Below are 20,465 nucleotides of genomic sequence, written 5' to 3'. Positions count from 1 at the left end.
TACCGCTGTTATTCCCGACTACCTTAAACCTGCAATGGAACACCTTGAGACTGCCCGCTCGGCGCATCTCGCCAGTGCCAGCCGTATGGATGAAACCACGACGGCCATCAGCCAGGTGCAAACGCAAAAAAATGAACTGGAGCAGGAAAACGGCAATGATTCCGGCGCATGGCGCGCCGCCTTTCGTGCCGGTGGTGCTGTCATTACCGACGAGCTGAAACAACGCCATCTGGCGCGCGTGGCACGGCGGGAACTGGCGCAGGAATGTGACAGCATGAACGAGGTACTGTCTTTTGAGCTGGACAGGCTCAAAGGAGCCTGTGACCGCACGGCCAGAGCATACCGTCAGGCACATCACGGCGTCCTCAGTAAGTATGCAGAGCATGAACTTAATGCAGCCCTGCGTGAAAGCTGCGGTGCCCTCATCAGAGCAATGAAACTCAACATACTGGTTCTGAATAATCCGCTTGCCAATACCACCGGGCATCAGGGATATACCGAACCGGAAAAGGTTGTGATGCAGCAGGTAAAAGACCGGCTTGAACAGGCCGTAAAGGGCTGCAATATCCGTCTGACCGATGAACCGGTGCTGTTTAAAACAGGGCTGTCGGCCTCCACGCTGCCACATATGGAGCATGACGTTGCGACCACGCCCGGTCAGCGAAAAGTCTGGCAGGAAAAAATGCGGGAACGTGAAGCTGACCTGAAAGCACGGGGGTTATTGTCATGATGCGCTGCCCTTTCTGCCGCACAGCGGCACACGTTCGCACCAGCCGCTATATGTCTGACAGCGTCAAAGAGAGTTACCTGCAGTGCCAGAATGTGCACTGCTCGGCGACATTCAAAACGCATGAGTCCATCTTTGAAGTGATACGTTCGCCAGTCGTCGATGAGAAACCCGCGTCGGTTCCGACAGCCCCCGTGGCACCCCGTCGGGTAAAAGGCTGCTACAGCTCGCCGTTCCGCCATTAATCAGGAGAGACAACCCGTGACCACCCTGACCTTACAGCAGGCCTATGAAGCCTGTCAGACGAACAAAACCGCGTGGCTGAACCGTAAAACCGAACTGGCCGCCGCAATGCAGGAATATCAGGAATTATTGCTGGATGACAATGCATCAGGCTCCCGCAGATTACAGACGCTGCGTGATCTGATTGACGTAAAAAAATGGGAAGTTAATCAGGCCGCCGGTCGCTACATCTTCTCGCATGAGGAGGCGCAGCGCATCAGCATCCGTAACCGGCTGCATGATTTTATGCAGCAGAACGGCGCAGAGCTGGCCGCCGCACTGGCACCGGAGCTGATGGGGATTAAAAACCAGCCCGCGATGATAAAAAATCGCGCGCTTGACCGTTCAGCCTCTTACCTGAGAGAAGCTCTTTCCGTCTGGCTGACCGCTGGAAATGAAATTAATTATTCGGCACAGGATAACGACATTTTAACGGCCATCGGATACAGGCCTGACGCGCCTTCGCGGGATGATAATCGTGAAAAATTCACCCCTGCACAGAACATGATTTACACCCGTCGACGTGCCGGACTGGCCGCGCAGTAGCCTGTCAAAAAATCCCCGGAAATTCCGCTATTTTTCCCGAAAAAAGCCATGCATCCATAAGGTGCATGGTTTTGCATGCGTTTTATCGCTCCGGCATGCCAGACCAGCGCCAGTCGTGGCGCGGCTTGAGACCACCTTTGCACCTGCATTAAAAACGGCCCATTAAGCGGGCAGGCGTGGCGGGGAGAGCATTGCGCGCCAGCAGTGGTGTTTAATATTAATTATTATTGTCTGAGTGTGTTGTAACGGCGAGGGCGTGGTCGATGTTAGTTCGTTAGTGGTTGGTTGTAATCGTGCGTGCGTGGTGCGTCTAAGGTGAAATAGTGGCAGGGTATGAAAAAGCCGCCTGCTGGCGGCTTTGATATGAAGGAACTGGACTATCAGGCAACTTTTAAAACTGGATAAAAAATAGCTTTAAAATCATCAGGAATCGCCTCTCGAAGTTGACTGATAATCGAACTGTTCTTAGGCAACTGCGATGCCAGGTTACTGAGCAGCGCATCAAGCTTTTCACTGCGATCCCATTGGATCTTATAGCTTGAGGAATCAATTTTTTGAGCAATCGATAGTAATTGTTGTCTATCGTTATAGACATATTTCATTTTAATTAAATTGACTCCATCATCATGAATGTCAGAATAAGTTAAAATGAAATGAACTAGCTCACCTTTTTTATAAGTTTCGATGTGTTGATATTCACGCTCAAAAATAGATGTAACTAACTCATGAGGCTGCACCCCTTTTACCATGCAAAAAGAAATTATTTTATTAATCTCTTTCATGATTTGTGCATAGTTTGTCATTTAATCATCCTCTCAACTTCTGCGAGAACCTTATCTAAATCATTAATCGACTGGAGAAGGGCTTTGTTATCTCGCTTATCAACTGGGCCATAAGCTTTGGCTAGCTTTATAAAAACATATCTCACTAATATAGCATCATTAGCCTCGGTTGTCTTTAAATATGGCATGTAACGGCTAAAAATCGGATAAAGCTCTGAGCTTTTCTCACCAATACCATTATCAATCAGTAGATTAGATACCGCATCTTGAGTGCGTGTTTTCAGAATATCCCTCATTAATTTTCTTGCCTGGTGAGGTCTTTTCTCAATTAACTCAGGATCAATGTATTCAGCAGCTTTCTGAACTTCTTTTTCAGCTAATTTCTGGCGTAACTCTTCTAATGTGTCCTCTGGAAGGTCTAGCCCTGCCAGTCTGATTTTTTCTATTTGCTGATTTACCGAATCGCTTATCTCATGGCGTTTTTGTTCGAATAACGCATTGAAGTCAATGTCATTTAAGTAAGAATCTTTATCGCTGATATAAGCACTTTCACTTTCGACTCCTGCTAATTCGTTGCCTCTTTCGACATAGTCTCTGTCAGTAAACGTATACTCGCGTGCAGTTGCTCTACGAGCTTTTTCTACCTCATTCTGGAAATTCTCCCACATTACATTTAGGCCTATTTCCTCATGAAATATCACTATGCCGTTATTATCAATTTCGAAATGTGTGATTTCAGATTCAGGAATAACTCGTAAAATACGACCAACAACTTGAGCAAAAGCATTAAGGCTTCTATATGGCCTAAATATCGCAAGAACAGTTAAGTATTTATGGTCGTAGCCTTCCATTAACATATTTACGGAAATGACAACATCACACTGGTGATGTTCAACTTTCATTAATGCATCAGCTAATTCACTTTGTTCCATTTCACTATGTACTATTACAGAGGTCATGCCTCTGTCTTTATACCAAGTAAGTAAATCTTCAGCATGAGCGATACTACAACCCACAGCTAAAATTTTGTGAGGAACGTTTGGCGAGGCTTCTTTAAGTTCTCTGAGTTTACTAATGCTATGGTCTATAACATCTAAAGAGCACTCTTTAGATAATGCAATACTTTTTTCAATCCATTCTTTATCTTTGAGCATTAGTATTTGCTCTTTAGATAATTTTACACCGGGCTGTTCTGGAGTTGAAAAAAATAACTCATGCGCATTGACTGTTTCTTTTCTTAACCATTTTACATATTTATCTCTCATAACTTCAGATAAAGGTGTTTCATGAATTCTTACTCCCGGAATATCCTGATTATCTCCCCGGTAGGGCGTTCCTGTTACATGAAGTATTTTCGCATTAGAGAAATAACGGAGCGTATCACGCCAGCTCTGAGCCGGTGCATGATGAGCCTCATCAATGATAATTAAATCAAAGAAATCCGAAGGAACTCTATTGATTAATGCACTATCGCGAGTTGACGCAACCTTTTGTATATTAGAGTAAACAATGTGGCTACTTAAAAGATGTTCGTCTGATAACTCGGCAGAATATTCATTAACAATGGGTATGTCTTTACTACTAAATACAATATCGAAGTTTACCCAAAAGTTATCAGCGAGAACTTCTTGGGTTTTTCTTATGCTATCTTTTGTGATGAGCCCTGGGGTGATAATTAAAACTTTTTTATGTGCAACACCAAACGGAGCTATTGAGATAAGACCACTCTTTCCTGTTCCTGTAGGCAAGACAACTAGAGCCTCTTTATTTTCTTCATCGCTGAAGAAATCTTTTATTTTTATATAGGCTTCGATCTGCGGAGCTCTAAGTTTTGTATTACCTTCGATATTTACTGCTGTGTCAAAAAAATAAGACATTTTAATCGCCCTTAATTAGTTAACTAATAATTACTTTTGGGGGTATAGTTGTTCGGCATAAAATTGAAGCATGCGAGCCCTGCCATCAAGATACTGAGCATGGTTATAGATACCACGAATGCTATTCTTATCCACATGGGCAAGTTGCGTCTCGATCCATGCACTATCGAAGCCCTCCTCATGCAGTATTGTTGACATTGTGTGTCTGAAACCATGTCCAGTGGCTCTCCCTTTATAGCCCAACAACTCAATCACTTGGTTGACGCTTTCCTTACTTATAGGCTTTTTACGGTTATTCCGTCCAATAAAAATGTAGGGATAGTGACCAGTGATGGGTTTTAGCTGTTGAAACAAATCGATTACCTGTACTGAAAGTGGTACTAAATGAGGTCGGCGCATCTTCATTCGTTCTGCTGGTATCTCCCAAACCCCCTTATCAAAATCAATTTCACCCCATGTGGCAAAGCGCATCTCCTGTGTCCTGACTCCGGTAAGCATCACAATTTTTGTCGCGTTTTTAGTAATGATGCTTCCTGTGTACGCCTCCAAATCCTGAACAAAATGAGATAGTTCTTCTGCAGATAGGAACGGGTGGTGTTTTTGCTTGGGAACGGCCAATGCGATAGCCAAATCAGGTGCAGGATTGTACTCAGCACGCCCTGTTATGATGGCATAGCGAAACACCTCTCCACACCTCTGTCGTACCTTTCGAGTTTTCTCTAAAGCCCCACGTTTTTCAATACGTCGCAGCACCTCAAGCAACTCTAGTGGCTTAATCTCACCTATAGGCCGTTTACCAATAAAAGGGAAAACATCCTGCTCAAATGTTTTGATGATTTCCTCACGATAAGCAACCGTCCAACGATCGGCTTTAGTTGAATGCCACTCACGGCTTACTGATTCGAAAGAGTTTTCTGTTGATAGCTTTTGAGCGAGTTTTAATGCTTTGCGTTCTTCTACTGGGTCAATGCCATTAGCAACTTGCTTACGGGCGGTGTCACGCTTCTCACGCGCTTCTGCAAGGCTTACCAAATCGTAGCTGCCAAATGACATTAACCGCGCTTTACCGGCAAAGCGGAAACGGAAACGCCATCCCTTCGAGCCATCGGGATTGATAAGCAATGACAGGCCTTGCCCGTCGTTCAATGTGTATGGCTTGTCTTGGGGCTTTGCTCGTTTGATTTGTATATCTGTAAGTGCCATGTGTATAAGCCAATAATGTGTATAAAAAATCTATACACATAACTATACATATTTTTCATGGATTCAGGGAGATCTTGTCGGACTTCTACGGATGATTAACCCACAATGATGATTGAAAATAAAGGGTTTTTAAGACTTTCTCGGATGGGTGAGGAGGAAGTTTGGCGGAAGATCACAGGAGTCGAACCTGCCCGGGACCGCTGGCGGCCCCAACTGGATTTGAAGTCCAGCCGCCTCACCGGAGACGACGATCTTCCGCGCCTGCATTGCTACATGGAGGCGGGCGCATTATAGCTACTTTCAATCATTTACCACATCCCCCCAGGGTACATTTTTCTCGCCCTTTCGCCCGCATTTCCGCACCCCTGGGATAAAACCCTTCCTTTTCCAGTGGTTACGATTTTCCCTTTCTTGTCCATTTTTACATAATCCTTTTCTCAGCCCACTGGATGCTGCAAAAACCACCGTGAATGGCGGAACAATGCCCATGAACTAACCATTTTAGACGGTTTTTCTCTGCTGCTGGCAAGCTGAACAGACGGAAGGTGGGAGGATGCCCTGAACCGAAGAACTATCGATAAACCAGAGTGATGCTTTGAGGGGAAAACGCGCGAATTTTGGCGGAGATCGCAGGAGTCGAACCTGCCGGGAGCCGAAGACGGCGACCACTGGAAATGAAGTCCAATCGTCTCACCGGAGACGACGATCTTCCGCGCCTCGATTGCTACATGGAGGCGGGGCGCATTATAGCTACTTTCAATCGCTTACCACATCTTTACTTACATTTTTTCGCATCTTTTTTACGTCTTCCGCACGGCATGGTTAGAAATGGCTGCAAAATCCGCAAGTTACACTTCGTCACACTCTACCCGCCAACCCAGATCACAGAAATTAAGAAACGTAATTTGATAACGAGATATCGCAATTCACCTTATAAGCCGGATGGTTTACAAAACGAGTAACCGGTTCCAGTGTGGCCTCGGTGCGAAAAGGGTTTGAAAGATGAAGAGTGAAGTATTATCTGTCAAAGAGAAAATTGGCTATGGCATGGGCGATGCCGCCAGCCATATCATTTTCGATAACGTCATGTTGTACATGATGTTCTTCTATACCGATATTTTCGGTATACCCGCAGGATTCGTCGGCACCATGTTCCTCCTGGCGCGCGCGCTCGACGCCATCTCCGACCCGTGCATGGGGCTGCTGGCGGACCGTACCCGCAGCCGCTGGGGCAAGTTTCGTCCGTGGGTGCTATTCGGCGCGCTGCCGTTTGGCGTGGTCTGCGTACTGGCCTACAGCACGCCGGACTTCAGCCACAACGGCAAACTGATTTATGCGGCTATCACCTACACGCTGCTGACCCTGTTCTACACCGTGGTCAATATTCCTTACTGCGCGCTGGGTGGGGTGATCACCAACGACCCGACGCAGCGTATTTCGCTCCAGTCCTGGCGCTTCGTGCTGGCGACGGCGGGCGGCATGCTCTCTACCGTGCTGATGATGCCGCTGGTGAATCTGATTGGCGGCGACGATAAAGCGCTGGGCTTCCAGGGCGGTATCGCGGTGCTCTCGGTGGTGGCGTTCCTGATGCTGGCCTTCTGCTTCTTCACCACCAAAGAACGCGTGGAAGCGCCGCCGACCAACAACTCAATGCGCGAAGATCTGCGCGATATCTGGCAAAACGACCAGTGGCGCATCGTCGGCCTGCTCACCATCCTCAACATCATGGCGGTCTGCATTCGCGGCGGCGCGATGATGTACTACGTCACCTGGATTATGGGTTCTCCGGCGCTGTTTACCGCTTTCCTCACCACCTACTGCGTCGGCAACCTGATTGGCTCGGCGCTGGCCAAGCCGCTGACCGACTGGAAATGCAAAGTCAGCGTCTTCTGGTGGACCAACGCCATTCTGGCGGTGCTGAGCCTGGCGATGTTCTTCGTGCCGATGAACGCCAGCATCATCATGTTCGCCTTTATCTTCGTGATTGGCGTGCTGCATCAGCTGGTGACGCCGATCCAATGGGTGATGATGTCCGACACCGTGGACTACGGCGAGTGGCGTAACGGGAAACGCCTCACCGGCATCAGCTTTGCGGGCACGCTGTTCGTGCTGAAGCTGGGCCTGGCGCTGGGCGGCGCGATGATTGGCTGGATGCTGGCGGGTGGCGGCTACGACGCGGCCGCCAAGACGCAGAACCCAGCTACTATCAGCATCATTATCGCGCTGTTCACTATCGTACCGGCAATTTGCTACCTGCTGAGCGCCATCGTGGCCAAGCGCTTCTATACCCTGAAAACGCCGTTCCTGGTCAAGATGATGGCCGAACTGGCGAGCGGCGCACACCGCACTCAGCAGGATTTTGAAAACGTATCTATGGAACAATCCGTTAGGAATTAAGAGGACAAACTATGAAGATCAGTGATGGAAACTGGATGACCCAGCCGGGTCTCAACTTAATTCATCCTGTCCAGGTGTTTGATGTTGAACAGCATGGGAATGAGTTGGTGGTTTACGTGGCGCCGCGCGACGTGCGCGAACGTACATGGCAGCTGGATACGCCGATGTTCACCATTCGCTTTTTCTCTCCTCAGGAAGGGGTGGTGGGCGTGCGCATCGAGCACTTCCAGGGGGCGCTCGATAACGGCCCGCACTACCCGCTGAATGTCCTGAAAGACGTGAACGTGCAGATTCAAAACACCGCCGAGTTGGCCGAGCTGAAAAGCGGCAACCTGAGCGTGCGCGTCACCAAAGGCGAATTCTGGTCGCTGGACTTCCTGCGCAACGGCGTGCGGATCACCGGCAGCCAGCTGAAAAACAACGGCTACGTGCAGGACACTAACGACAACCGCAACTACATGTTCGAGCGTCTGGATCTGGGCGTCGGCGAAACCGTGTACGGCCTGGGCGAGCGCTTTACCGCGCTGGTGCGCAACGGCCAGAACGTCGAAACCTGGAACCGCGACGGCGGCACCAGCACCGAGCAGTCTTATCAAAACATCCCGTGCTATCTGACCAACCGCGGTTACGGCGTGCTGGTGAATCACCCGGAAAACGTCTCCTTTGAGATAGGCTCCGAGAAGGTGTCGAAGGTGCAGTTCAGCGTGGAAGGCGAACACCTGGAATACTTCGTCATCGACGGCCCGACCCCGAAAGAGGTCCTCAACCGCTACACCCAGTTCACCGGCCGCCCGGCGCTGCCGCCGGCCTGGTCCTTTGGCCTGTGGCTGACCACCTCGTTCACCACCAACTACGACGAAGCGACGGTAAACAGCTTTATCGACGGCATGGCGGAGCGCAACCTGCCGCTGCATGTCTTCCACTTCGACTGCTTCTGGATGAAGGCCTTCCAGTGGTGCGACTTTGAATGGGATCCGGTGACCTTCCCGGACCCGGAAGGCATGATCCGCCGCCTGAAAGAAAAGGGCCTGAAGGTCTGCGTATGGATCAACCCGTACATCGGCCAGAAATCCCCTGTTTTCAAAGAGCTGAAAGAGAAGGGTTACCTGCTGAAGCGCCCGGACGGTTCCGTCTGGCAGTGGGATAAATGGCAGCCGGGGCTGGCGATTTATGACTTCACCAACCCGGAAGCCTGCCAGTGGTACGCCGACAAGCTGAAAGGCCTGGTAGAGATGGGCGTCGACTGCTTCAAGACCGACTTCGGCGAACGCATCCCGACCGACGTGCGCTGGTTCAATGATGCCGACCCGCAGAAAATGCACAACCACTACGCCTATATCTATAACGAGCTGGTGTGGAACGTGCTGAAAGAGACCGTCGGCGTAGAAGAAGCGGTGCTGTTTGCCCGTTCCGCCTCCGTGGGCGCGCAACAGTTCCCGGTGCACTGGGGCGGTGACTGCTATGCCAACTATGAATCTATGGCGGAAAGCCTGCGCGGCGGCCTGTCGATTGGTCTGTCCGGGTTTGGCTTCTGGAGCCACGATATCGGCGGCTTTGAAAACACCGCGCCGGCGGATGTCTACAAGCGCTGGTGCGCCTTTGGCCTTTTCTCCAGTCACAGTCGCCTGCATGGCAGCAAATCCTATCGTGTGCCATGGGCGTACGACGAAGAGTCCTGCGACGTGGTACGCTACTTCACCGAAATGAAGTGTCGCATGATGCCGTACCTGTATCGTCAGGCCGCGCTGGCGAACGAACAGGGCACGCCGATGCTGCGCGCCATGATGCTGGAGTTCCCGGACGACCCGGCGTGCGACTATCTCGACCGCCAGTACATGCTCGGCGATTCCCTGGCGGTAGCGCCGGTGTTCACCGAAGCGGGCGACGTGCAGTTCTACCTGCCGGAAGGCCGCTGGACGCACCTGTGGCACAACGACGAAGTGCAGGGCAGCCGCTGGCATAAACAGCAGCATGATTTCCTGAGCCTGCCGGTGTACGTGCGCGACAACACCCTGCTGGCGCTGGGCAACAACAGCCAGGTGCCGAACTACGCGTGGCATGAAGGCACCGCGTTCCAGCTGTTCCATCTGGAAGACGGCCGTGAAGCAGTGTGCGAAGTCCCGGCGATGGACGGTTCCGTCATCTATACGTTGAGCGCGAAACGCCAGGGTAACGTCATTACCGTGAAAGGTAACGGCAAAGCCAGCGGCTGGACGCTGTGCCTGCGCAATATCCAGCAGGTGGCTGGCGTGCAGGGTGCAAGCCAGGCGGGGAGTGAACTCGGCGTGGTGGTGACGGCACAGGGGGATGAGGTGGTGATTACCTTGTAATTTCCACGTCATTTCCGGATAGCGACGTCAACCGTTGCCTCCGAGAGCGATCCTATAAACCCTCTTGCTGTGATTCAGCCAGAGGGTTTTTATTTATCCTCATTATGCGAGCACCATCACGTTAATTTCCCGAAGAAATGTGATCTCTGCTGTAAATAACCCCGAGTTTGTCTCTTTTGTCTTATTTCTGTCCGGAATTAAGGACACAGTTTAGTATTGTTGTGAAATTACGATGCTTTTATATTTATCATCATGGATTGCAAGTGAAGCCAGATGCTTGAGCTTCATAATTATTTAATCTGCTGTGCGAAAAGGGGAAATAATGAAAATGATTACCTCGCGGCAAAACAGATTATTAAAGTTCCTTCTATTAAAGAAAGAGTATGTCACGATATTGACCATCGCCGAGCATTTAAATGTCTCAGAGAAAACGGTGCAGCGCGATCTACGCTTACTTGAGGTTTCATTAGCGCAATTAAATATTAAGGTAAATAAAAGAACCGGTGTGGGCGTTATGCTAAATGCTGATAATCTCTCTGAGATACATCAACTTGACCATCTTCTTAGCGTTGAAAATGATGATGTGGATGGGATGATGAATAACTCACGGAGAATAAAGATAGCCTCTCAGTTGCTTAATGAAACACCGCATGAAACCTCTATAAGTAAATTATCTGAGCGTTATTTTATTAGCAGTGCTTCGATTGTTAATGATCTAAAAGTTATTGAGTCGTGGATTGCCCCAATGGGATTATCTTTGATTCGTAGCCAGAGCGGTACGCATATCGAAGGGAGTGAGAACAACGTACGGCAGGCAATGGCATCGCTGATTAACGGCGTGATTCATCATAATGAACCTAGCAGTGTGATTTATTCACGTCTTGATGCGGGCAGCTACAGAGCTTTGGTGCATTATTTTGGTGAGGATGATGTTCAGTTTGTACAGTCTTTGCTACAGGAAATGGAAAATGAATTATGTTGGTCATTAGGTGAACCCTACTACGTCAATATTTTTACCCATATTCTGATCATGATGTATCGTATTACCCGTGGCAATGCCTTGTTATGTAAGGATGAACAGGTGAAATCTGGCGAGGAGAAAATTTTTTCTATTGCCCATCGCATGATTCAGCGTATTGAAAAAAGAATTGACCATCCGCTTCCTGAAGACGAAGTCTGGTTTATTTATCAGTACATAATTTCTTCGGGTGTAATGATAGAAGAGCATAACGATATCAGCATGATTGGTCATCTGCATTCCAGCGATGAGGCCCGCCTGGTGGCGCATCGGCTCATCACCACTTTTGCAGAAATGACCGACTGTGACTTTAGCGCAGATTCACTGCTGTATGATGGGTTGCTTATTCATCTTAAGCCGCTAATAAACAGACTTAATTATCAAATCTATATTCGTAATCCGTTGCTTGATGATATCAAACAAGAACTTCAGGATGTCTGGCGGCTGACTCAGCGCGCGGTCGACCAGGTATTTAGTGAACGGGGGGAGTCGGCAGTATCGGAACATGAAGTGGGTTATCTGACCGTCCATTTTCAGGCGGCGATGGAGCGGCAAATTGCGCGTAAGCGTGTGCTGCTCGTTTGCTCGACGGGGATTGGTACGTCCCATCTCTTAAAAAGCCGCATTCTGCGGGCTTTCCCTGACTGGACAATTGTTGGCGTGGTATCCGCTGCTAGTCTGCAGTCCGCGCTGGCACAAGAGATTGATCTGGTTGTCTCAACCATTAATATGCCAGCGATTTCTATGCCCGTTGTATATGTTACCGCTTTTTTTAACGATGCGGATATCCAGCGGGTGACTGAAACCGTTATTACGGAAAAACTACGTCGTGCAACATCATTAGTCACAGAGAATTAATAGCTGAATTCCATGGGGTATGATTGATGGACATAATGAAAATCCTGAATACAAATCGTGTTATTTTAAATATGCAGGCCAAAAATAAAACGGAGGCAATTGAAGAACTCACTGATATCCTCCATAAAGATGGTGCTATCAGCTGCCGTAAGACATTTATCAACGATGTCTGGCAACGAGAATCGGAAGGTTCGACAGGTTTTGAGAATCATATTGCCATTCCGCACGGAAAATCAGCTGCGGTCATTCATACCACTTTAGCAATTGGCCGTACACAGCATGAGATCCCCTGGGAAACGTTGGATGGTAGCAAGGTTCGCTGCATTATTCTGTTTGCCGTCCGGCTTGAAGACCAAAACACCACGCATATTCGCCTGCTTTCCCAGGTCGCAGGAGCATTAGCAGATGATGACATTATTGAGCAATTGCTAAAAGAAGACAGTCCTCAAAAGATTGTTGATCTTTTCAGTCAATATGCTGAGTCCGGCGTTTGTTAAATAAAAAGGGAACGATTTATGAATGTTGTCTGTGTTGCCGCATGTACGGCAGGAATTGCACATACTTATATTGCGCGCGAGAAACTCATTAAAGGCGCGAAATCCCTGGGTCACTCAATCAAAGTAGAAACTCAGGGTACTATTGGAACGGAAAATGAGCTGCTACCAGAAGATATTTCTGCTGCTGATGTCGTGATCCTGGCTATTGATGTGAAAATAAAAGGTGAAGAACGCTTCGTTAATAAAAGGATTGTCCGAGTAAAGACTGAAATTGTTATTAAGTCGCCAGTTCAATTCCTTGAGAAGGTCGAAAAATCATTATCGAATGCGTGAACCTTATTGTGGAGGCCACATGAGTGAAACCAAAGTTCCTGTATCACAGGAAATAAAAAAACATCTGCTGACAGGGATCTCATGGATGATCCCGCTGATCGTGGCGGCGGGGATCTGTATCGCCCTCGGCCAAATTCTTGGTGGCACCGATGTCGGGGAGAAAACAGGCTCTATACCCTGGATGCTCAATCAAATTGGTGGCTGGGGAATGGGGCTCATCGTGCCGCTGATCAGCGCAGCAATCGCGTATTCTATCGCCGATAGACCTGGCTTTGCCCCGGGACTTATTGTCGGCTTCGTATGCGGCGAAATTCATACAGGTTTTATTGGCGGGATGCTGGGGGGATTTCTGGTTGGCTATACCGTATTAATACTCCGACGCTATATTCGCCTGCCGCAATCGATGCAGGGGTTGATGCCTATCATGGTATTACCGGTGCTGAGCACCATTATCGGCGGTTTACTAATGATGACGTTGATTGGCAAGCCCATCTCCTGGTTGCAAGACGCGCTGATTCATATGCTTGAGTCCATGCAGGGCGGCTCGCGCTTTCTGATGGGGGCGATTCTCGGGGCGATGGCAACGTTTGATTTTGGCGGCCCGGTAAATAAAACCATGTCGCTATTTGCCGATGGTCTGCTGGTGAGCGGGGTATATGGGCCTGAAGCGGTGAAGTTTGTTGGCTCCATCATTCCTCCATTTGGTATCTCCCTGTCGTTTCTGCTTACGCGGCACAAATACACTCGCGCTGAACGTGAAGCGTTGAAAGCTGCGTTTCCTATGGGCGTGTGCATGGTTACCGAAGGCGTCATTCCTATTGCTGCTCGTGACCTGCTGCGTGTTGTCGGTTCCTGCGTGGTGGCGTCGGCGATGGCTGGGGGGCTGATTATGTCGTGGGGAGTAGAAAGTCCGGTTCCCCATGGCGGGATGTTTGTCGTGCCGTTGTTTACCCATCCGTTGCTGTTTTGCCTGGCGCTTGGGATCGGCACCGTCATCTGTGGCGTCATGCTGTCACTCTGGAAAAAGCCGGTAACCGAGCGTGATGAGGAATTTGATGAGTTAAATGACCGCAAACTGAAAGACGAAGAAATTACCTTTACCCTGGAATAACCGTCTATCGACAACGCCTGATTTATTTTCTGTCACGCCCTCTATGCCTTTGCTTGAATGCATCGGCAGGGCTGGCTACATCCTGAAACTGGAGAATTAACATGTTAATTTCAATGAAAGAATTGCTGAAACCTACCCGTCAGCATGGCTTTGCGATTGGCGCTTTTAATGTAGCGGATAGCTGTTTTATTCGCGCTGTAGTGGAAGAGGCGGAAGCGACAAATACCCCGGCGATTATTTCTATTCACCCCAGCGAGCATGATTTTGTTGGCGATGCGTTTTTCAGCTACGTGCGGGATATCACTATGCGCAGCCATGTACCGTTTACCCTGCACCTGGACCATGGCGCATCGGTTGAGCATGTTTTGCGTGCGATTCAGTGCGGCTTCACGTCGGTGATGATCGATGGTTCGTTGCTGCCTTATGAGGAAAACGTGGCCCTGACCAGCGAAGTTGTGCGCCTGGCGCATGCAGTGGGCGTCTCGGTTGAAGGTGAGCTGGGGACTATCGGCCAGACTGGAACCTCCGTTGAAGGCGGCGTATCTGAGGTTACCTATACCGACCCGGCGCAGGCAGAAGATTTCGTCACTCGTACCGGCGTGGATACGCTGGCGGTGGCGATTGGTACCGCGCACGGTATCTATCCGAAAGGGATGCAGCCGAAGCTGCAAATGAACATCCTGCGTGATATCGCCGGACGTCTGTCGATTCCGTTGGTGCTGCACGGCGGCTCGGCGAATCCGGATGCGGAAATTGCGGAATCCGTTACGCTTGGTGTCGGCAAAATCAATATTTCCAGCGATATGAAATACGCCTATTTCCAGAAAGCGCGTGAAATTCTGGCCAAAGAGACCTGGTGGGATCCGAATGTCATTTATCCTGAGCCGATCAATGCGGCGCGGGAAGTCATTCGCCACAAGATGAAACTGTTCGGCTCAACGGGTAAAGCGTCACTGTACTGAAAATAAGGGGCGGGGAAACCTGCCCTTTTTGCTATAAGGACATGTGAAATGAAACGCTCGAAAATTAACTATCTCATTGATAAAGCTCACTCTCTTGCTGAGACATTTAGAGTATACCTGCCGGATTTCGCATTTTTGACCGTTGAGGATTGGCAACAGCAGAATTGCGACGAATGGCGTGAGGTCCTGGACCTTCAGCTGGGCTGGGATATTACCGATTTTGGCCGCGGGGATTTCAACCAGATGGGGCTAACGCTTCTCACCTTGCGCAACGGTTCGTTAAGACACGTGGGCTACTCCAAACCCTACGCTGAAAAAATGCTGCAGATTCAGCAATACCAACAAACGCCGTGGCATTTTCATATGTATAAAATGGAAGATATTGTGAATCGCGGCGGCGGCGATCTCTGTATGCAGTTTGTATGGTCCACCCCTGATGGCGATTTTGATCGACAAAAGCGCGTTGAAGTCAGCGTGGATGGCCGCAGGAGGTGCATTAAGCCCGGTGAGACGCTGGTGCTTAAACCTGGGCAGGGAGTGTGTCTGCCGCCGCAGCTATATCATCGGTTCTGGGCGGAAAAAACCTTTGTATTGGGCTGGGAAATTTCAATGATCAATGACGACCAGCATGACAACCATTTTCTTGAACCGGGAGGGCGCTTCCCGGCCGTTGAAGAAGATACCCCCGCAAAGTGGCTGTTATGTAGCGAGTATGCCCGCTTACGGTAGTGTTTCCTGCGCGGAGTAAAGGCTGGCGTAAGAACATCTCTTTTCAGGAGAATACTTACGCCTGCCAGCGTTACTTCACTTCAGTAACCACGCCTCTCTGCATCTGCTGCGTCACTTCCTGCTTATCCATATTCACCGCATGCAACTGTCCATTCACCGTCGGTTTTAGCGGTGCCTCTGCTTGTACATTACCGCTTGCGGTAAGCTGAATATTCCCGTCGCCAGTAATCGGCAGTGCGGGCCAGCCCCACTGCTGCAGCACGTTCAGCGGCACGCCGCGGCCGTTAAGCGTCACGCTGGTCTGGCGCTGCGGCTGCTGTGAGACCGTGGCGGTGGCTTCCAGAATCCCTTTCTCGGTAAAGGCGCTCAGCTCGCTGATGTTGACCTGAGAGGCGTCGGCGTTCAGCGTCATCGACGGACGGCGCACGTCAATGCGGTTAAAGGTGGCCGCCGCGCCGTTCAGCGTGGCGCTACCGCCCCACACGCCCCACTGGCGGTTTTTCACCAGCTGGAGATTGGCGCCGTAGCCGTCCAGCGCGGTGATCTGCCACGGGAAGGCCGGGTCGATATCGATAATCAGGTTACGGCTGGCGCCGAATTTCTTCAGCGTGGCGCTTTGAAGCCACGGCGGCAGCTGCTCCATCCACAGCGTTTTCCAGTTCTCCGGCAGCGTATACTCCAGCCCGGCGAAGACCGCGTCGTCCAGCACCAGCGCGTGAGTGTCGCGCAACCAGTTGCCTGAGCTGCGCACCATGCCGCCTTCCCAGCGCGAGGTGAACTGGCGTAGCGCAATGCCCTGCGGCGAGAATTCGGCGTTGAGAATCGGGTCGAGCAGGTGCAGCGAGCCGTAGATAAACTCGCTGGCGTTAAGCGACAGCTTGCCGTCGCTGCTCTGCCAGCCGCCCTGGCTGAGCGTCAGGTTGCGCAAGTTGAGGTCGAGATCGGTCACCGCCCAGTCCGGCCCCTGCAAGCGGGCGTCGGTCACGTCGAGGCGGCCAATCTGCAACGACGGTACGGTGGTCAGCGGGGCCAGGAAGTCGAGCAGCGATTTATCGCTTTGCATGCGAATATCGTTCAGGCGCAGATTCTCCACCACCCAGCTGCCGTCCGCATTGCGGCGGGCGTTACCGGTGAGCGAGCCGCGCGCCATATCGGCGCCGACGGTGGTCAGCGTGACTTCACCGTTATTGATATCGCCCTCAATCAGCACGTTGGTAGCCGGTACGCCGTTCAGCGCCAGCGAGCCGGCGCTCACCTGAATCCGCGCTTTTTTGCCCAGCACGTTGCCCGCTTCTGGTGTCCACGGCATTACGCCGCCGGAGACGCGCTGCGCGCTCAGCTCCCAGCCGGTTTCCGGGCTGTTGAGCGCCATATTACTCAGCTGTAGCCGGTCGGCGGCAAACGGCAGCGGTGCGTTGGAGGGCGACAGGTTCAGGGTACCGTCCTGTAAAAGGATGGTATCGACGTGCTGCGGGTCGGTGATCTGGCGCGAACTGAGCCCGATATCCACGGCTTTCGCCACCAGCGTTGCGGGCTTGCCGTCGCGACCAAAGGTGACGTTTTGCAGCAGAATGTGTGAAGGGGACGAGAAGCGGTGATCCATCGCGTCGAACGTCACCTGGTAGGCGGTGTTATCGCTCAGCCACTGGCTGATATGGCGCGCGCCCCAGCGCGTTTGCAGCAGAAAGTAGAAGGCCAGCATCACCAGCAACAGGGCGATGAGGAGCCAGATAATGAGCTTTCCAAGAAATTTCATGATCTTCCGTCCTGAGAAGGGCACATAAACCTGTTATGCATGATTTATGCGCATACCTCAAGGCGGGAATCGTATTATTCGATGTCGGCGGCAGTGGCCAGCGCCACTGCCGCGAAGAGGATTACTCTTTCTCTGGCGGGAAGACCAGATTCAGAATGATGGCGGTGATGCCGCCTGCGGCGATGCCGGAAGAGAGCAGGTTTTTCAGCCAGTCAGGGGCAAACTGCAGAATCTGCGGCTGCTGGGAAACGCCCAGGCCAACGGCCAGCGACAGCGCGATAATCAGGATGGCGCGGCGGTTCAGCGGCTCGCGGGAGACGATGCGCACGCCGGAGGCGGCGATAGTGCCGAACATCACCAGCGTGGCACCGCCGAGCACCGGTTCCGGAATGTGCTGCACGAAACCACTTACCGCCGGGAACAGGCCCAGCACGATCAGCATCAGGGCGACCACGAAGCCTACATAGCGGCTAGCGACGCCGGTCAGCTGAATCACGCCGTTGTTCTGGCCAAAGCAGGAGTTCGGGAAGGTGTTGAATACGGCGGAAACGCAGGAGTTGAGGCCGTTCGCCAGCACGCCGCCTTTCAGACGCTTCATGTACACCGGGCCGGAAACCGGCTGCTCGGAGACGTCGGAGGTGGCGGTGATGTCGCCGATGGTTTCCAGCGAGGTGATCATAAACACCAGCATCAGCGGCAGCAGCAGGCTCCAGTCGATGCCGAGGCCGTAGTAAAGCGGGGTCGGGACCATAATCAGGCTGGTGTTGGTCGGCGCGGTGTTCTCCGGCAGCATGCCGAGGAACCACGCCAGCAGGTAGCCCGCCGCCATGGCGATCACCAGCGAAGCAATGCGCAGATACGGGTTACGCTGACGGTTAAGCAGGATGATAAGCGCCAGCACCACGCCCGCCAGCAGCAGGTTTTTCGGCGCGCCGAAGGAGTTGTCAGCCATGGCCGCATAGCCGCCGCCGATGGAGGTCAGGCCCACCTGAATCAGCGACAGGCCGATAATCATCACCACCACGCCGGAGACCAGCGGCGTAATCACGCGGCGCGCCAGGTGCAGCACGCGCGATAACACCATCTCGGTGCAGCTTGCCAGCATCAGGGTGCCAAACAGCGCCGCCATCATCGTCGGTACATCCGCACCGCCGGTTTTTAGCGCCGTGCCGCCCATAATCAGCGGCGCGACGAAGTTGAAGCTGGTGCCCTGAATCGACAGCAGGCCAGAGCCGACCGGGCCCCAGGCTTTAATCTGGATGATAGATGCCACACCGGAAGCGAATAACGACATGCTGATGATGTGCTGAGTATCCTCAGCGGGCAGGCCAAGGGCCTGGCAGATCAGCAGCGCTGGCGTGATCACCGCAACAAACATCGCCAGCAGGTGCTGGAGCGCGGCAAAGAGAGTTTGCGGAAGCGGGGGACGATCTTCCAGGCGGTAAATCAATTCGCTGGTTTGCTTATGCGCAATCGGTTGCGCATTGGCTTGTTCGAGTGTGTTAGAGGACATCTCAGAGGCAATCCCGTGGTGGAAAAGTGGCGATTTTAGCGGACTGGCGGGCAAAAGCAAACGGTTGCTTTGGTGTGGCATAAATTATTGCGGAAAATAGACGTATAAAAACAGGGTGTTTGGCTGAAGAAGTTAAAGAAAATGATGAGAAATCATACCTTTTTCTATCACTTTAGCACTTTTCGTGATTACACTTTGGGCCGGCGTCTCAAGAAGAGGCGATCTCGACATCGGAAATTGGTCGCGTATGAATGGATCATGCGTTTAGTAAGGAGCTGCAATTATGTTTCACCTCGATACCTTATCGACGCTCGTTGCCGCAACGCTGGTGTTGCTGCTGGGAAGAAAGCTGGTCCAGAGTGTCCCCCTCCTAAAAAAATACACCATCCCCGAGCCTGTAGCGGGCGGCCTGCTGGTGGCGCTGGCGCTGCTGGTGCTGAAAAAAAGCATTGGCTGGGAAATTGATTTTGATATGAGCCTGAAGGACCCGCTGATGCTGGCCTTCTTCGCCACCATCGGTCTGAACGCCAACATCGCCAGCCTGCGCGCGGGTGGGAAGGTGGTGGGCACATTCCTGATCGTGGTGGTCGGGCTGCTGCTGCTGCAAAACTCGCTGGGCATCGGGATGGCGAAGCTGCTGGGGCTGGATCCTTTAATGGGGCTGCTGGCGGGTTCGATTACGCTGTCCGGCGGTCACGGTACCGGCGCGGCGTGGAGTAAGCTGTTTATTGAGCGCTATGGCTTTGATAATGCTACCGAAGTGGCGATGGCCTGCGCAACCTTCGGGCTGGTGCTCGGTGGCTTAATTGGCGGCCCGGTGGCGCGCTATCTGGTGAAACACTCATCGTCGCCAAACGGCACGCCGGACGATCAGGAAGTGCCGACGGCATTTGAGAAGCCGGACGTAGGGCGCATGATTACCTCGCTGGTGCTGATTGAAACCATTGCGTTGATCGCAATTTGCCTGACCATCGGCAAAATTATTGCGCAACTGCTAGTGGGAACCGTACTTGAGCTGCCAACGTTTGTCTGCGTGCTGTTTGTTGGGGTGATCCTCAGTAATGGTCTGGCGCTGCTGGGCTTTTATCGCGTCTTTGAACGTGCGGTGTCGGTACTGGGCAACGTGAGCTTGTCATTGTTTCTGGCAATGGCGCTAATGAGTCTGAAGCTGTGGGAACTGGCGGATCTGGCGCTACCGATGCTGGTTATCCTGGCGGTGCAGACGCTTGCCATGGCGCTGTACGCGATTTTCGTCACCTACCGCCTGATGGGCAAAAACTACGACGCGGCGGTGCTGGCGGCGGGCCACTGCGGTTTTGGCCTTGGCGCGACGCCAACGGCGATTGCCAACATGCAGGCCATTACCGAGCGTTTCGGGCCGTCGCATATGGCGTTCCTGGTGGTGCCAATGGTGGGGGCGTTCTTTATTGATATCGTCAACGCGCTGGTGATTAAGCTGTTCCTGCTGCTGCCGATATTTGGTTGAGGTGGAGCCCGTCCCGGCGTCGCTGCGCTCGGCCGGGCTACCCGTAAATCGTAGCCCG

The 20,465-nt window shown here is 51.7% G+C and carries 17 protein-coding genes and 2 tRNA genes; 12 read left to right on the top strand and 7 right to left on the bottom strand.

Translation table 11 applies throughout. The features are described 5' to 3' along the window. The 3 genes from ACK5JN_RS19560 to ACK5JN_RS19550 all read left to right on the top strand — a co-directional run. A partial coding sequence (locus ACK5JN_RS19560; protein WP_416871673.1) for a glycoprotein 3 occupies positions 1-730 on the top strand: 730 nt, incomplete at its 5' end. Next, complete coding sequence (locus ACK5JN_RS19555) at positions 727-972, top strand: ogr/Delta-like zinc finger family protein (protein WP_416871672.1); 246 nt, start codon at positions 727-729, stop codon at positions 970-972. The genes ACK5JN_RS19560 and ACK5JN_RS19555, both read left to right, overlap by 4 nt. Before the next feature lie 16 nt (positions 973-988). Further along, a complete protein-coding gene (locus tag ACK5JN_RS19550) occupies positions 989-1,555 on the top strand; it encodes a phage polarity suppression protein (RefSeq protein ID WP_416871671.1) in 567 nt (188 codons plus the stop codon). A gap of 380 nt (positions 1,556-1,935) precedes the next feature. Here ACK5JN_RS19550 and ACK5JN_RS19545 read toward each other — a convergent pair whose 3' ends face one another. The 5 genes from ACK5JN_RS19545 to ACK5JN_RS19525 all read right to left on the bottom strand — a co-directional run bounded on the left by ACK5JN_RS19545 (position 1,936) and on the right by ACK5JN_RS19525 (position 6,129). Beyond that, positions 1,936-2,358, bottom strand: coding sequence for a hypothetical protein (locus ACK5JN_RS19545; RefSeq protein WP_416871670.1), 423 nt, complete (start codon positions 2,356-2,358; stop codon positions 1,936-1,938). Then, on the bottom strand, positions 2,355-4,214 hold the full coding sequence (locus ACK5JN_RS19540; RefSeq protein ID WP_416871669.1) for a DEAD/DEAH box helicase: 1,860 nt from the start codon (positions 4,212-4,214) through the stop codon (positions 2,355-2,357). The genes ACK5JN_RS19545 and ACK5JN_RS19540 overlap by 4 nt, the downstream gene beginning before the upstream one ends. Before the next feature lie 30 nt (positions 4,215-4,244). Next, entirely contained in the window at positions 4,245-5,417 is a 1,173-nt protein-coding gene (locus ACK5JN_RS19535; RefSeq protein WP_416871668.1) for a tyrosine-type recombinase/integrase, read from the bottom strand. A 162-nt stretch (positions 5,418-5,579) separates the two neighbouring features. After that, positions 5,580-5,674, bottom strand: a tRNA-Sec gene (locus tag ACK5JN_RS19530). A gap of 361 nt (positions 5,675-6,035) precedes the next feature. Beyond that, positions 6,036-6,129, bottom strand: a tRNA-Sec gene (locus tag ACK5JN_RS19525). Positions 6,130-6,419: 290 nt separating this feature from the next. Here ACK5JN_RS19525 and ACK5JN_RS19520 point away from each other — a divergent pair. From ACK5JN_RS19520 to ACK5JN_RS19485, 8 genes are all read left to right on the top strand, one after another. Further along, positions 6,420-7,814, top strand: a complete 1,395-nt coding sequence (locus tag ACK5JN_RS19520; protein WP_416871667.1) for a glycoside-pentoside-hexuronide family transporter — start codon at positions 6,420-6,422, stop codon at positions 7,812-7,814. An 11-nt stretch (positions 7,815-7,825) separates the two neighbouring features. Continuing rightward, positions 7,826-10,144 (top strand): alpha-xylosidase, encoded by a 2,319-nt coding sequence (gene yicI, locus ACK5JN_RS19515; protein ID WP_416871666.1) that lies wholly within the window; start codon positions 7,826-7,828, stop codon positions 10,142-10,144. Between the two features lie 322 nt (positions 10,145-10,466). After that, on the top strand, positions 10,467-12,020 hold the full coding sequence (locus tag ACK5JN_RS19510; RefSeq protein WP_416871665.1) for a BglG family transcription antiterminator: 1,554 nt from the start codon (positions 10,467-10,469) through the stop codon (positions 12,018-12,020). A 26-nt stretch (positions 12,021-12,046) separates the two neighbouring features. Beyond that, on the top strand, positions 12,047-12,517 hold the full coding sequence (locus ACK5JN_RS19505; protein ID WP_416871664.1) for a PTS sugar transporter subunit IIA: 471 nt from the start codon (positions 12,047-12,049) through the stop codon (positions 12,515-12,517). 18 nt (positions 12,518-12,535) lie between these two features. Next, entirely contained in the window at positions 12,536-12,850 is a 315-nt protein-coding gene (locus tag ACK5JN_RS19500; RefSeq protein WP_416871663.1) for a PTS fructose transporter subunit IIB, read from the top strand. A gap of 19 nt (positions 12,851-12,869) precedes the next feature. Then, a complete protein-coding gene (locus ACK5JN_RS19495) occupies positions 12,870-13,961 on the top strand; it encodes a PTS fructose transporter subunit IIC (RefSeq protein WP_416871662.1) in 1,092 nt (363 codons plus the stop codon). A gap of 101 nt (positions 13,962-14,062) precedes the next feature. Next, the gene (locus ACK5JN_RS19490) at positions 14,063-14,923 is read left to right on the top strand and encodes a ketose-bisphosphate aldolase (RefSeq protein WP_416871661.1); all 861 of its coding nucleotides are present in this window, start codon (positions 14,063-14,065) and stop codon (positions 14,921-14,923) included. A gap of 48 nt (positions 14,924-14,971) precedes the next feature. Continuing rightward, the gene (locus ACK5JN_RS19485; protein ID WP_416871660.1) at positions 14,972-15,652 is read left to right on the top strand and encodes a D-lyxose/D-mannose family sugar isomerase; all 681 of its coding nucleotides are present in this window, start codon (positions 14,972-14,974) and stop codon (positions 15,650-15,652) included. A gap of 70 nt (positions 15,653-15,722) precedes the next feature. On the opposite strand, the gene ACK5JN_RS19480 is transcribed toward ACK5JN_RS19485, so the two are convergent. Together ACK5JN_RS19480 and ACK5JN_RS19475 are read right to left on the bottom strand one after the other, a co-directional pair. Further along, positions 15,723-17,408: an AsmA family protein gene (locus ACK5JN_RS19480; protein WP_416871659.1), complete on the bottom strand. Its 1,686-nt coding sequence runs from the start codon at positions 17,406-17,408 to the stop codon at positions 15,723-15,725. Between the two features lie 121 nt (positions 17,409-17,529). Then, entirely contained in the window at positions 17,530-18,921 is a 1,392-nt protein-coding gene (locus ACK5JN_RS19475) for a nucleobase:cation symporter-2 family protein (RefSeq protein ID WP_416871658.1), read from the bottom strand. A 283-nt stretch (positions 18,922-19,204) separates the two neighbouring features. Here ACK5JN_RS19475 and gltS point away from each other — a divergent pair, with 283 nt between their 5' ends. Further along, positions 19,205-20,407 carry a sodium/glutamate symporter gene (gene gltS, locus ACK5JN_RS19470; RefSeq protein ID WP_416871657.1) on the top strand — a complete coding sequence of 401 codons (1,203 nt, stop codon included), beginning with the start codon at positions 19,205-19,207 and terminating at the stop codon, positions 20,405-20,407. Positions 20,408-20,465 lie beyond the last annotated feature (58 nt).

Source organism: Kluyvera sp., assembly GCF_047971185.1.
Lineage (GTDB): Bacteria > Pseudomonadota > Gammaproteobacteria > Enterobacterales > Enterobacteriaceae > Kluyvera.
This window is presented reverse-complemented; position numbering and strand designations above follow the sequence as displayed.